The sequence below is a fragment of the Pseudomonas sp. NPDC098747 genome (genome assembly GCF_044760045.1).
GTDB lineage: Bacteria > Pseudomonadota > Gammaproteobacteria > Pseudomonadales > Pseudomonadaceae > Aquipseudomonas.
In genome coordinates this window covers 23,625-37,591 of sequence record NZ_JBIWAL010000025.1, presented here as the reverse complement: position 1 = coordinate 37,591, position 13,967 = coordinate 23,625, and the positions used below count along the sequence as shown (strand labels likewise).

The 13,967-nt window shown below is 55.9% G+C and carries 12 protein-coding genes and 1 pseudogene; 4 read left to right on the top strand and 9 right to left on the bottom strand.

Annotated features, from left to right (window positions below; all coding sequences use genetic code 11):
* Positions 1-47: 47 nt before the first annotated feature.
* Together ACIQVE_RS16635 and ACIQVE_RS16630 are read right to left on the bottom strand one after the other, a co-directional pair.
* Entirely contained in the window at positions 48-1,490 is a 1,443-nt protein-coding gene (locus ACIQVE_RS16635; RefSeq protein ID WP_402810248.1) for a YfcC family protein, read from the bottom strand.
* A gap of 107 nt (positions 1,491-1,597) precedes the next feature.
* The gene (locus ACIQVE_RS16630; protein WP_402810247.1) at positions 1,598-2,521 is read right to left on the bottom strand and encodes a LysR family transcriptional regulator; all 924 of its coding nucleotides are present in this window, start codon (positions 2,519-2,521) and stop codon (positions 1,598-1,600) included.
* Between the two features lie 229 nt (positions 2,522-2,750).
* Here ACIQVE_RS16630 and ACIQVE_RS16625 point away from each other — a divergent pair, with 229 nt between their 5' ends.
* Positions 2,751-3,974, top strand: a complete 1,224-nt coding sequence (locus tag ACIQVE_RS16625; RefSeq protein ID WP_402810246.1) for an OprD family porin — start codon at positions 2,751-2,753, stop codon at positions 3,972-3,974.
* 1 nt (position 3,975) lies between these two features.
* Here ACIQVE_RS16625 and ACIQVE_RS16620 read toward each other — a convergent pair whose 3' ends face one another.
* From ACIQVE_RS16620 to ACIQVE_RS16595, 6 genes are all read right to left on the bottom strand, one after another.
* A complete protein-coding gene (locus ACIQVE_RS16620) occupies positions 3,976-5,415 on the bottom strand; it encodes an ArnT family glycosyltransferase (RefSeq protein ID WP_402810245.1) in 1,440 nt (479 codons plus the stop codon).
* Between the two features lie 70 nt (positions 5,416-5,485).
* The gene (gene rimJ / locus ACIQVE_RS16615; protein ID WP_402810244.1) at positions 5,486-6,073 is read right to left on the bottom strand and encodes a ribosomal protein S5-alanine N-acetyltransferase; all 588 of its coding nucleotides are present in this window, start codon (positions 6,071-6,073) and stop codon (positions 5,486-5,488) included.
* A 283-nt stretch (positions 6,074-6,356) separates the two neighbouring features.
* A complete protein-coding gene (locus ACIQVE_RS16610; RefSeq protein ID WP_402810242.1) occupies positions 6,357-6,728 on the bottom strand; it encodes a DUF6124 family protein in 372 nt (123 codons plus the stop codon).
* Positions 6,729-6,961: 233 nt separating this feature from the next.
* On the bottom strand, positions 6,962-8,368 hold the full coding sequence (locus ACIQVE_RS16605) for a DUF2252 domain-containing protein (RefSeq protein ID WP_402810240.1): 1,407 nt from the start codon (positions 8,366-8,368) through the stop codon (positions 6,962-6,964).
* Between the two features lie 106 nt (positions 8,369-8,474).
* Complete coding sequence (locus ACIQVE_RS16600; protein ID WP_402810238.1) at positions 8,475-9,401, bottom strand: PliI family lysozyme inhibitor of I-type lysozyme; 927 nt, start codon at positions 9,399-9,401, stop codon at positions 8,475-8,477.
* Between the two features lie 305 nt (positions 9,402-9,706).
* Entirely contained in the window at positions 9,707-10,615 is a 909-nt protein-coding gene (locus tag ACIQVE_RS16595; protein ID WP_402810237.1) for a hypothetical protein, read from the bottom strand.
* 163 nt (positions 10,616-10,778) lie between these two features.
* Between ACIQVE_RS16595 and ACIQVE_RS16590 the strand changes: the two genes are divergently transcribed.
* The 3 genes from ACIQVE_RS16590 (at position 10,779) to ACIQVE_RS16580 (ending at position 13,804) form a co-directional block, all read left to right on the top strand.
* Positions 10,779-12,140: a hypothetical protein gene (locus ACIQVE_RS16590; protein WP_402810235.1), complete on the top strand. Its 1,362-nt coding sequence runs from the start codon at positions 10,779-10,781 to the stop codon at positions 12,138-12,140.
* A gap of 67 nt (positions 12,141-12,207) precedes the next feature.
* Entirely contained in the window at positions 12,208-12,402 is a 195-nt protein-coding gene (locus ACIQVE_RS16585; RefSeq protein ID WP_402810233.1) for a helix-turn-helix transcriptional regulator, read from the top strand.
* A gap of 391 nt (positions 12,403-12,793) precedes the next feature.
* On the top strand, positions 12,794-13,804 hold the full coding sequence (locus tag ACIQVE_RS16580) for an inovirus-type Gp2 protein (protein ID WP_402810232.1): 1,011 nt from the start codon (positions 12,794-12,796) through the stop codon (positions 13,802-13,804).
* A 5-nt stretch (positions 13,805-13,809) separates the two neighbouring features.
* Here the strand turns inward: ACIQVE_RS16580 and ACIQVE_RS16575 are convergent.
* Positions 13,810-13,899 (bottom strand): annotated as a pseudogene (locus ACIQVE_RS16575) (WYL domain-containing protein); the annotation flags it as partial.
* Positions 13,900-13,967 lie beyond the last annotated feature (68 nt).

Sequence of the window (13,967 nt, the reverse complement as noted above, 5' to 3'; positions counted from 1 at the left end):
CTTGTGAAAACCGGCGTCCTTCCCATTGCGGGTGGACGCCCTGGAACTCAGTAACCGATGGTCACTGCAACCGCCAGCAACACCATTGCCAGCACGGTATAGATCAGGAACAACGGCAAGATGTAGCGCGCCCACTGCCCCCAACCGACTTGCGCCGTGGCGAGTAGCACCAGCAGACCGCTGGAGGTCGGGGTGATCATGTTGGTCAGGCCATTGCCGAGCAAAAACGCATACACCGTGGTTTGCGGGCTGACGCCGGAGAGTTGGCCGAGCGGGCCGAAGATCGGCATGGTCACAGCTGCCTGGCCTGAGGTGGACGGGATCAGCACATCCAGGCCCAGTTGCGAGAAGAACATCGCGAAGGACGACACAACCGGGCCGTGATCGCTGACCACGCTGGCCAAACCGTTGACGATGGTGTCGAGCACCTGGCCGGTGCTGAGGATGATTTCTACCGCAGTCGCCAGGCCGATCAACACACCGGCAATCAGCACTGTTTTCATGCCGTCGACAAAAGCACTGGCGGTGGTGCTGGCGCCCATGCCGTGGATTGCTGCGAAGCTCACGCTCAGTAGCAGGTAGAACGCCGACAGTTCATGGTACTTCCAGCCCCAGCGATTCGACGCAAACACCATAAAGCCCACGCCGAAGGCCAATAACAGCAGGTTGAGCAGATGGCGCAATGGCAGCGGTTGGCTTTCGAAGGTTATGACCGCGCTGGCGTCATAGCCGTGACGTCGAATACTCCACAATACGAAAACAATGCCAACGACGAGGAACACTGCGTAAGCGGCAATGCGCATGCTCATGCCGCTGAAAATCGGCAGCCCGACCATCGGTTGCGCTACGGACAGCGCAACCGGATTGGTGATCGACGCCAGATAACCGATCTTCACTGAGATACAGACGATGGCCAGACCGATCAGGTTCGACAGCCCCAGCCGATTGGCCATCGCGACCATCAGCGGCACGATCAGGATGAATTCCTTGGCCAGCCCCATGAAGGTGCTGCCGGCGGAGAACACCAGCATCAGCATCGGTACCAGCACATAGATGTTGCCGCGAGTCATGCCGAGCAAGCGTTCCAACCCGGCGTCGATGACCCCGGCCTTGTTCAATACGCCGAACATGCCGCCGATGAACAGCACCATGAAAATCAGTCCGGCGCGTTTCTCGATACCCTGCGGGATCGCCATGAAACCTTCAATCAGCGACACCGGGCGGGCCACCGCTTCCTTGGTTACGCGAGGTTCGACAGCAAACAGATGAGTGAAGGAATGACTCTTTTCCAGGACCTGATAAGAGCCCGGTACGACTAACCCGTTCTGGCGCTGAAAAGTGCCGGAGTTGATCGCATAGGTGAACCCCACGGCGAGCAGGACGATGCTCAGCAAAATGATGGCCGGGTTGATGGTTTTGCGCGCAATCGGCTTGTCGGGTTGCGTCTGACTTTCGGCAACGCCCGGCTGTGTGAGGCTGATCTGAGACATGGCGGTGAGCCCTTTGATGTTTTTGTTTTTGAGTGTCGGCACTTCGATGGGGCAGACACTAGGGCAAACATCAAGGGGCTACAACGTTATGCGTGGAGCGGGTCGGGCTATGCGTTTTTTGCTGTGTGGACGGTATTCATCGACTCGTTCAGACGCTGTTTGAGATGGGCGGCAAAGGCACTCACCATCGGTGGACGCTGTTCGTCCCGACGAAACGCCAGCCCGAATTCGTAGCGCAATACCGGGCGAAAAGGTCGGGTAACGATCGGCAAATGAGTGAAATGGCTGGCCAGCAATCCATTGACGATCGACACCCCCAGGCCCTCGGCGACAAAGCTGCAGGCGGCGCCGACCGAATGCACTTCGATGCGCACTTGCGGTGTCAGGTTGACGGCGCGAAACACCTGATTGAGTTCCGCACGCAAGGCTCGTTGCCGCCCCAGCAACACCAGAGGCACGTTGTGCAGATGCTGCACTTCAATCACCGGATGGCGGGTCAGTGGATGATCCGCAGGCATGACACAAACGCCTTCGGTTTCCAGTACCGGTTCAATGTCGAACTCAGACAGTTCCGTAGGCAAACGCACGAAACCGAGATCGGCAGAGCGGTCGAGAATGGCGCGCTCGATGGTGTCGTAGGAGCCGGTGAGCAGCTCGACGACGATGTCATCATGACTCTTGAGAAATTCAGCAACGATTTTTGGCAACAGCTCTTGGGTCATGCTCGTCGGCACGCCCACCTTGAGCAGGCTTTTGTGCGAGCGGCCGATGCGCAGCTCATCGGCCATGCGTTGAATGCGCTGCATGCCGTCCACCAGGCCGGTGACCTCGGCGAGCAGTTCTTCGGCCTCCGGAGTTGCCATCAAACGGCCCTTTTTGCGCAGGAACAAAGCGAAGCCCAATGCTTCTTCCAGCTGCGTCAGCAAGCGGCTGACTGCCGATTGGGATAGCCCCATGCGGCGAGTAGCGGCGCCGATGGTTGAACCGGTGGCCATGATGGCTTTGAAAGCCTCGAGTTGCTTTAGATTCACGCTGCCGATTCCCCTGGTTTTGCAACGGTGCACGCCTGCGAAAAACCAGCTTTCGCATAGCCTGATGCGCTTTTCGCATAACGTTGTAGACGCGCTGTCGAGCCGTTAGTGTCCGCCGCAATGCGCCGCTGAGTCCAGCTTCGCCGACCGACAAAATCGAGCCCCATCCCGATTGCGGGACCTTTGCGACTGCCCATAAAACCGATAATGCGGGGCTGAGGAAAACACCATGCGTGGACTGTTCACGAGAGGCGGTATTGCGTCCGCAGGATTGCTGGCGGGTTTGTCGCCAGAGCTGATGGCTCAAGGATTTTTCGAGGATTCCCAAGGCAAACTGACCTTGCGCAATTACTACTTCAACGACGGTTATCGCGACGGTGGCGAGGACCGCAAAGAATGGGCGCAAGGCTTCCTGCTGAATCTGCAGTCGGGTTATACCGAGGGCTCGGTGGGGTTCGGTCTGGACGCGTTGGGCCTGGCCGGCCTGAAGCTCGATTCCAGCCCGACCCATGCGGGTACCGGTTTGCTGCCGGTGCACGACGACGGCCATGCGGCGGATGGCTTCTCCAGTTTGGGCGTCACTGCAAAAATGCGTATCGGCGAGGCCGTGATCAAGACCGGCAACCTGATGCCGAAGATTCCAGTGCTGGTCTACAACGATGGTCGACTGCTGCCGCAAACTTTTCGCGGCACTCAGATCGAGTACAGCGGCATTCGCGATCTGTACTTGCACAGCGGTCATCTGAACAAGTTCAAGCAGCGTAACTCCACCGACAGCGTCGATATCTATCCTCAGGGCTACACCGGCGGTAAAGGCACTGACTTTGATTTCGCCGGCGCTACCTACAAGTTCACACCAAACCTAAGCGGCACCTGGTATTACGGGGAGATGCGCGAGTTCTACCGGCAGCAGTTTTTCGGTCTGGTGCATAAACTACCGGTGGGCAGCGGCAATCTGACCAGCGATTTGCGCTACTTCGTCAGCGACGATGTCGGGGAGGCACGCAATGGTGCGGTGGATGCCGATATGTTCAGCGGCCTGTTCACCTATCGTCTCGGCGGCCATGCCCTTGGTCTCGGTTATCAGAAGGTCAGCGGCGCTACCGCGTTGCCCTACACCAGCGTATCGACGGTTTATTCGTTTTCCAATGCCGGCGTCGGAAAATTCATCCAGGCGGGTGAGCAGACCTGGATGCTGCGTTACGACTATGACTTCGCGGCGTTTGTGCCAGGCCTGAGCCTGATGACCCGTTACTACAAGGGCGAGAATGGGGATTACAAAGGACGCGAAGCCCGAGAGTGGGAGTCCGACACCAATCTGCGATATGTCATACAGAGCAGCACGCTCAAAGGTATAGGCATCGAAGTGCGCAAAGCCACGTATCGTTCGACCTTTGCCAGCGATCGAGATAACTATCGTCTGTACCTGACGTATGACATCGCGTTGTGGTGATTCAATACCCGACGAAGTAGTAAGCCTGCCGCCCAACCATCACAGTCTTGAGCACTTTCAACGGTGCGGCGGGTTCACTGTCGCCCGCCATCACCGCGATGTGGGATGAAGAGGCTGCGAGAAAGTCCCTTAGTTGCGCATCGGTATCCAGCCCCTTGAGCACTTGCCGGGTATAGAAAACGCTGGCACCGCCGACCCGTTCATTGGCTTGGAACAGCGCGACTTGATGCCCCTGCGCCTGCAGTGTCTGAATGTGTTCGGTCAGTGGCAGGAACGAGAGTTTTTTATCCGCATGCGGCAGCGCCCATTGTGCGGCGCCCAGGTAGCTGACGATCACCAGCGTGAGGATGCTCATTGCCAGCGTCTGACGATGACGGGCGATTTTTCCGACGAATCCTTCGGTGGTTTCGTACCCTTTCAATCGCTCGAACAGCACGCCTGCGTACTCGGCAGCGATCACCGCCGCCGCCGGCGTCATCGACATCAGGTACACCGTGCGCTTGCTCGAAGCCAGGGTCAGCATGATGAATTGCGCGATTATCCACAGGCTGAAAAACAGCAGGTAACGATTGGTCTTCAGAGTTTTACGGAAATGCCACAACCCCAGGTACACCAGAATGTTCCACGGTAAAAAAGCTTCTGGCAGTTTGGCGAGGTAGTAATAGAACGGTTCATAGTGCCCGGCCTCGACAAACGAGCCGCTGAAGCGCCCGACACTGTTGGTCAGCAACACTTCTCTGACCGCCTGCACGCCGCCGTGCTGATAAAGCACCACCAGCCAGATCAGCAGCGGAATCAACCCGACCGCCGTTAACAAACCCGGACGCAACCAATCGCCGATCTTCAAGCGCTTATCGATCAGGTTGTCGGCCAGCAGATAAGCAAAAATCACCACGCCCGGCATTGCCAGTCCCAGCACACCCTTACTTAACGTGGCGATGGCGATCCCGAGAATAAACAGCAGCGAATTGGCCGCAGTCGATGCACGTTGCGCCTGGAAAAACGCCAGCAACGCTGTCGTTACGCCGAGCGCGAGCAGCGCATCCTCGCCGACCCCACGGACATTGCTCCAGTAACTGGCCATGGTGGCGAGCACAATCCCCGCGGTCCACGCGATTGCCTTCGGCCGTTCGAAGCGGCGCAGCATGCCGTACAGCAATATCACGCTGAGCAGCCCGGCCACCGCTGACGCCAGCCGCACGGCCCAGGGTGAAACGCCGAACACGCGCATGGCGCCGGCATCCAGCCACAGACTCAGGGGTGGTTTTTCCAGAAACGGTTCGCCGAACAAACGTGGGGTCACCCAGTCGTTGTCCAGGTGCATCTCCATGGCGATCCCGGCGACGCGGGCTTCGGTGGAACCTTGCAATTGATGGCCGCCCAGCGCGAAGAAAAACAACAGGGCAGCAAGCAGAAACAGTGAAGTGGCGGCACGCGACATGGCTTTCAGGCAACCGAACAGGGCGGGAGGGCCTGAGCATAATTCGCCAATGCTGAACAAATTGTGAATCTCACGCCAGGCGTCGCGACCAACGCTGATCAGGTGCTTCGAAGCCAGGATTGACCAGTGCTGTCAGCACGTGATCCTGCCAGCGTCCGGCAATGTTCAGATACGCCTTGGCGTAACCTTCCTGCTCGAAGCCCAGTCGCTCCAACAACCGCGCACTGCGCTCGTTGCCGGGGATGTAATTGGCCATGATCCGGTGCAGGTTTTGGGTCTCGAACATGTAACCGATGCCGGCCTCCAGCGCTTCTTGCATCAGGCCCTGACCTTGCTGAACCGCGTCGATGTGGTAACCCAGATAACACGCCTGAAACGCCCCGCGAATGATGCCGCTGAAATTACACGCACCGATCATCTGCTGGCCGTCCGCGCTCAGCAAAGCGAAATGCATCGCTAACCCTGCGTCGAAAGCGCTGGCCTGGATTTCGAGGCGGCGGCGAATCTGTGCAGTGGAAAAGTAGTCGGTCGTACGGATTGGCGACCACGGCGCGAGGTGGCGCTGATTGCGTTGATAGAAATCGCTTTCCAGTTCTGCCTGATCCGGGGCAAGGATGGCGAGCGTCAGGCGCTGGCAGGGCAGGGTCAACAACGGCATCGGGTGCTCCGGTGAGTGGTATCAAAGAACAGAATTGCCCGGGGCGGGAAAAAATACAAACCGGTTGTGTGTTGTTGAAGCCTGTTTCGCTTCGAAGCCAAACTGCAGGCAAAAAAAAGCCCGCGGGAGAGCCGCGGGCGAACCGTAGTTTCTTGAATGAGCGAGCGGACTTTACAACGTTGATCAAGTCGCAGCAGTGAAGAAAAATTCATCTCGATGAACTGCCCTGACTCGGTCTGATCAGCTACTCAAGAACAGGCCCGGTCGGTGCCAACCTCAGCGATCAATGGCGAACTTCGGGGTTGGGAGAGGCGGGCGATCCCTGTTGCACAACTTGATCCCGAGCCCGACAAACCACGATCTCGGCCAATGCACTCAATTGCTTGATTGCCACCGCAATATGGCGCTGCGAGCCGTTGTACTCATCCGCAAAGTTTGCGCTGATCAGCGCGAGAGATTCTAGAAGGTCACTGGCGTGTGCAAGCAGAGTTGCGGTGTCGACATCCTCGCGCACGCTGAACATCTGCTTGAGCGGCACGGTACGGCGAGGTTTGCGTTGGCTTGAGCCGCTGGCGATGGACTGCGTTTTCTGGTCGGGCGCTTGCGCATCGGCAGGGACCGGACCGACAAGCGTAAGTCGGGTGATTTTCTTCATGACGTAGCTCCGTGGAGTGAACAATCTCTGCGGATGCGGCCTGACAAACCGCCCGCTGGATGACAGCGAAGCGTGGAGGGTAGCGTCCTGAAAATCGGTTCACCAGTTCATGAAAGTCGACGCGTATTGAGGGAAATTTCCTAAGACGTGAAATGTAGGAAATGAGAGCAGTGGGCAGACGACTACCGGGGTCGCTAGCAACTCCCTCAATCCTGACGCGTCTGCCACCCGTCTCAAGGCGTGTGATCGGCGGCAAAATCTGCCTCCGAACGTGCCTGTAACCGGCCCTTGCGACACGCCGTCTGGAAGCGTTCGAAGTCGCGTTCGTTCTGCGCGGTGTAACTTTGTGCGTATTTCAGCAAGGCATCGGCCAGCGCATCGCTCTTGCCGATGTAACCGCTGATCTGTGCGGCGAGCCCGGACGCTTTGGCGTGCGCGCGGGCCAGCGCGCGTCCGCAAACCCGGCCATAGGCGGCGAAAGTCTCGGCGTCGAAGGTTTCCAGTTCGGCGGAGATCTTCATGTCGCGTAATTGCCGCACAGAGAAGTGCCGACCATTGGGCCCGGTGGTCCAGCCCAGGAACAGATCGCTGGCCGCTTGCATCAAACGTTGACCTTCAACCACGCGTTGACCTTCGTGGCGCACCCGCGATTTGCTTTTGATGTAATCGGCGAGCACCGAACGCCGTGCCTCCTTGAATTGCAGGAACAGCGGAAATTGCTGATCGTCGGTCAACAGCACCACCAGACACCGCGTACCGACACTGCCCACGCCGACCACTTTGAATGCCAGATCCTGCACATGAAAACGCGACAACAGTTCGCGACGGTCGGGTTGCAGCGTACCCCTATAGTCACGCATCAACGTGTCACACAGCGGCCGCCAATCCGACAACCGCAGCCAGTCATCCTCGGCATCCAGCAGCGTGGTGTTTTTGTGTAAATGGAAAATTTCCGGCAAGTCATCGCGAATCATCAGGCGCCCGTGGGCGTCGCGCTCAATGATCTTTGGCAGCAGTTCGGCGTGAGTGTGCCGCTTGGCTTTTTCGATGGCGCGCTCCACATGCTCACGGGTACTTTTACTCGCCTGCGAGAGCAGATCCGTGTGGGTGATCGACTCGTACCAGGTCTCCAGTGAGCTTTGCTCGGCGCACTCAAACAGAGTTGCCTGATAGGCGCCGATCATGTCGCGGCAGACCGACTCCTCGACCGCTTCACCATGGCGCAAGTCGCGCGCGGCGATCACGAAACTCGCAGCCAGCCGTTTCAGATCCCATTCCCACGGACCGGGATGGGCCTGATCGAAATCGTTGAGGCTGAACAGCAGATTGCGTTCTGGCGTGGCGAACCCACCGAAATTCAGCAAGTGAGCATCGCCACAGATCGGCGAAACCAGCCCCATGTTCGCCGTGCCCGACAAATCATGAGCCTGCAACAACGCGTTGCCACGAAAGAATTTGAAGGGCGACTCCAGCATGCGCCCGTAACGTAACTCGACCAGCGACGCGATACGCCCCTGACTCGAGGCCTTGATCAACGGAATCGGGTCGCGACTCATCTTGCCCGTGGTCGCATGAGAATTGCGTGGGCATTTCTTGCGGGCGTCCTTGCCGAGTTGCATGCGGTCTTTCAGAGTGGTCATGGCGGCGTTTTCTGGCGGAGTGGGCGCTGTGAGTGTAGAAGCGCTTTTGGGGTTTATCCGCCACGTTGCAGCGAGCTATGCCTTGTCGACTGGAAAAACAACGTGCTCAATACTCCGTCACCTTGTCTTCACGCAAAATCCAGCCTGCCTCTCCAGCCACCAACTTGTACTGAACCTGCCGCATCTTCCCCGTCCGCCCGGCACCCGCATCGGCGCTGTTGTAAACCGGGAAGCGCTGCACTAGCGTGTTCTCCACTACGGCAAATGAATCCTCACCCTGATATCCGTCGGCGATTTTCGGGTTTTCGCTGATGGGCGGCAGATAGATCTCGCTCAGGGATTTTTTGTTGTTGGCGGAGTAGGCGATCAGTTCGCCCGGCATGCCGCGCCCGGGCGTGCGCGTAAAGACGTAGATCTCAGGTGAACCGTCGCTATTCAGGTCAGCAATTTCGGCGCGGACAATGTTGCCGTTGAGAGGGCGGGTTTGCGCCGTGTTATCGATTTCCAGGCCTTTGGGCTCGATGCACAGTAGGGATTTGCCGTCGACCTGATCCGCTTTTACATGAAAGTGGATGCCCTGCAGTTCCAGGTTTTGGTCGAATACCGGGTTGTTATCCACAGCGTCGCCGTTGGCGAGAGTCAGTGAGATCTCGTAGTTGGCCACTTCATTGCGCCGGGCAGCATTGCGCATGAGATAGACCTGCACTGTGTATTCGCCATCGGCAGGTAGTGAGCCGAGAAAGTGATTGCCCGCCATCGAGCCGTTGAACAACGCGTAATCGGAGTTTTTGGCGGCGATGTTGAAGTAGGCGGACGTATTGGTGGGCTTGAAGTCCACTGTCAGTATCTGCCCAGCCTTGGCGTTGAGTTTGTACTCCGCCGTTTTATAGCCTTTGATCGACTGCTTGAACTGCACGCTGCCGTGGCCGCTTTTGTAGGTGACCTGCTGGATTCTTGGTGGGATGTCCGTGGTGGCAGCGTGGGCAGACAGGGAAACGAGCGTAGCGAATGCGGCGCCTAGCCAGATGTTCATGAGCGTCCTTTGGGTAATTGCCGGGATGCTCCAAAGCATAGAGCCGAGGCGGCGCGCCCGTCCAATCGGGCGGGGGATCAAATCCCGATCTCCAGATGCGACAAAGCCCGCACTGGGCGGGCTTTGTCGTTGAGTTGGTGGGCCGGGGTAATTTGAACTGGTTTTGTAAGTTACTGATATGAAAAGGAAAGCACAGTTTTATTATTTGCTTGGAATACCATTTGGAATACCTGCGTTAGGTATCGACTGTTCTCAGTGTTGACGGCCCGTGTAGGAGATCTATGTCTCGTCCGCACCTCGGACACTCAATCATCATCAGCATGCTGAATATGGAGTTCATGCTGTTCAGGAACAACACCTATTTTACGCAGTGAATTCAGGGTCTGCTCTGAAAGTCTTTTGCGCTTCTGAATGACGTATTTTGGTTTTTCGACGGCATGCTGATCATTTAATGGGTCAGGGTTTACGAATGTATCAGCGGCCTGCACGGCATCACATGGGCGTTTGTGAAACCTTACTAAATCAGTCGCCCTGATTGGAGACATGGCGTCAGATGTTGAATGCCGCTTCAGGTCCCTGCGACGTCTGCGACCAGCGGATGATTGGATTGCTTCAAGGGCATGATTGATCTCCTGCTTGATCAATTCCATCGGCGGCAGGCGCTTTGCCTCGATCGTGAGCTCATTAATATTGCTTGATCCCTTACCTTCCAACGTTGCTTCCCAGTCAGTCAGAAAGATAAAGCATTTTTCTAGGTGGGCCTCAGTGTTGGCTTGCCGAATTTTCCCTTCCTCTAGTTCTCGCTTCAAATCATTAGCGCGTGTCTTTTGCTGCTTCATCCACTCTTTTTGGTCTTTTGCTTCGCTCGCTGCGTTCTCGATCAGAATCTCAAGCAGGGAAGTGGCGGGCATATCGTTAGCTTTGGCTAATTTGGCTAACGTTTTTTTGGTCGAAAGCTGGAGAGTGAAAGTGCAGGGTTTCCTTTCGTTGGTGGGAGCTCGGCCCCGCTTTTGACGCCAAGCGTTTTTCATCAAATCGAGAATTTTACGGTCATCGGCTGACCCCTCTAACTCCAAACCTCGCTCCAGCATGAACTTATGTGTAGCGACAGAGCTGGTGGTCTTCCCTTTGGTTCTGAGGTAGCTCAGAGCCCAGCGCCGTTGTTCTCTGTCGTTTTCGTCCAGCCAATCCAAGCCCAGTGTTCTCTGGCGCATCGCATACCACCACGTCATCAACCGAGCTTATGTTATAGCTTAAGATGCTCCGCTGTTCAATTCGTTATGCGTAACGTTATTAGTTCGGCTAGATTTTATAGATACCAATAAAATAGGGTATATTTATCGAGATAAATTAATTTTATAGCCGAGGGAATTGGTCGTGTATCTGCGTGTTCTGGCAATGGAGCTTGATGACGTCAAACCAGAAGTGAAATTCTTCCTGGCTGCGTTTGTTCGGCGTTTCGGGTGTACAGCTGTTGTAGCGCACACGGTTAAAGACTTGGCCAAGGTGCTCGGGGTACCAGATCAATTAGTGTCGAGAGCGACGGCTGATCTTGTCTGTAGGGGTTGGCTTGAAAGCTTGGCGGTGGCTGAAGGCAGGGGGCGACCGAAAAGTCGGTTTGTTATCCACGCGGCGTTTGCAGACAAGCTGCGGTGCGTGAATGAATCATCTGTAAAGTGTGAGTCAATGATAGGGCATCTAATAAGCGATCCGGATATTCAGGCCCAGCTACCTGATAACGCTCCGGGTGCCGTGAAACAGATTCAGCCTGTCGCCGGCAGCGGTGGAGCGCCGAGGCTTCAGAGCAGAGGCCGGCTTAGCATTCCCGGTCGGCTCTTGCTGATCACTCTGCTGAGTCGGGCGGATGCCTTCGGTGTGGTGCGTGATGTGGGTAACGCTCAGCTGAGGCGGCTAACTGGGCTGGATGATGCAAGCCTGAAACACAGACTTCAACGCTTAACTAGCCTGGGCTTTATTCGCAGCTATGTGGGCGGTGTGTCCAGCTCGATCTTTCCTGCGAAGATCAAAAGCACCTACTTTTTGAACCTGAACCACCCAATGCTCGCGCCGTTAGGTGACGTGCATGCTGTGCTGGTGCATCAGGCTTTGCATTTGGCAGATAGCCATGAGCTGCACATGAATATTTTTATTGAGAATGTGCGGGCTGCTGAGAAGCAACCTGCGGGCTACGCGAGAGCAACACCTCTGCAGGTGGCCACTTTTTTCAAGAGCTGGCGGCATCTCGCGGTGTTCCAAGTGCTGCAGTTAAAACTGAATGCGTACGCATCCTATCTGCTCTCCCATCATTGGCCGGACCTTGGGATACGCGGCAAGCGTATTGAGGTTCCTTACTTGAATGACTGGATTGATCGGGACTTTCGGTTTCCGCAAGAATTGTCCACCTCCGACAAGAGGATGAACGACAAGAGTCTACGGGATGCTGCCGTGGATTATTTCTATGGCCTGGCCTTTGAAATGGCCGATCAGTTTAAAACGCGATTTGCTCAAGTATCCGGGATTCCTTTTGGTGATATGGATTTCACCATCCTGCCGCTGCCCAAGGGCTACTTTCATCTGTCGCTGCTTGCTTTCCCCCGTTCAGTGGGTGGTTGGCGAGGCAGTCGCCTGATTAAAGAAAATGGAAGTCAGATTCCGGATGTATTGAGTTCATCCCGTGAGGCGTGCATGTCGTTGGAGGATCGCTATGACTGCGGGTTGCTGACACGCCCTAAAAGGTAAGCGATTGGGCGGAGTTCATTTTTTACCGACCTTGCCAATCCTCTGAACGTAATACAGGAGCTCGTTCATGAGGATCATTCGCTTAAAAGAAGTTATCGACTCGACCGGACTGGCCCGGTCGACCATTTACAAGTACATCGGGGATGGCAGCTTCCCGAAGCCGGTATCATTAGGTGATCGCTGCGTTGGTTGGGTGGAGGGCGAAGTAACCGATTGGATCTTGGCCAGGATCGAGGAACGTGATCTGGCCGCGAGCGCGTGACCCAGCAAACCATGGCGAGTAAGTCTTTCCATCAAGCATAAACACCATGACCATCTTGCTGTTGGTCATGGTGTTTATGCCGACTGGTGGTCATCAGCTCTCAGCTAACTCCCACAGACGACGGATTGGCAAATTCCCCGGCTGGCTTGGTAATGTTGATCTTCATTACCCTGCCAGGTCGGGAGCGTTCACTTGAGTCGGAGCTGCATCTATTTATATAGCTCCCAGGTAGACATTCACTACCCAATCTACTCGCCATGAAGCACTCATCAACGACCTATGAATAATCTACCTATGGTCCAGTCATTGCTGGCTATCAAGGGAGTAGGTCAACGGTTATAAATTGCACAGTCGGTATCTGGTATGTGAACAACCAACCAGGTACTCAACCATGAGCCATAGCACTCCCTATACCAGCCTCCCCCAATCCGATATCGCCATACAGATCGAGCGGCTCGTTAAGTCCATCGAGCGATCCGACACCCCAGCATTCTGGCTGCCAGGTACGCGTTCAGGTAATGAGCAGATTGAGCGGACCAGACTGTCCAGTTACTTCAAACACATTCGGCAAATGATTGACCTGTTCGATGATCGCTGCGAATACCAATACAGCGAGCACCTGCAAGCGTTCTGGGACGCTTGCCAAGACGTCGGGCTAGAACGTGGCATAGAACGTCCCGTCTGCTTGAACGAGAGCGCTACAGCCTACCTGGACCATCACCGCAGCATGAACGTACTAGTCGACCAGATCCGTCGGTTAACGGGTGAGCAATGGTATCGCCGTAAGAAGGGGGATCGCTTCGATCTGGCCAAGCATCAGGGGGATCGTGTCTGTGATTATTCCGACACGATGCTGGATCGCTACTCGCGGACGCTGATCATTCGGGTCAACCTGTATTACTACCAGACTGTTCAGGTCAGGCTGCGAATCGAGCAAGTATTCGACGATCTCGACCGGTTGATTGCTGAGCGTGAGCGTAACCCGATATTTGACCACCTCATTGGCTATATCTGCGCAGTGGAGCAGGGGGAGGATCGTGGCTACCACATTCATGCCGCTTTCTTCTTCAATGGCAACCAGGTGCGCGGGGACGTCTACAAGGCCCAGCAGATTGGTGAGTTGTGGGAGCGCATTACTCGAGGGCAGGGCTACTGCCACAGCTGTAACCACGACAAGGAAAAGTACAAGGACGAAGACAACGGAATGGACGAAGACAAGGATAAGGACGAGAAAAAGCATGGTCTGGGTATTGGCATGATCTTTAAGAACGACCAGGCAATTCGTCCCCATGTCCACTATGCGATGGTTTACTTGGTCAAGGATGCGCAGCACCTGCGGGTGAAGCCGCTCCGGAGTAAATGTCTGCGACTGGGGTTGGTAGGGCGCCTAGCCCGTCACTGATAGAGCTAGGGCTGCAGTTCATCCAGGTTCGCTACCACGATCTGCTGCGCTGTAGCTTTTGCATGCACCCTGCTCGGATCGATTTGGTAGCGTTTATGAAAACATGCTCCCACTTGCTAGTTTGCCTCCTTGCCGTTGCGCCACTGAGCTGTCATTTCCTTAC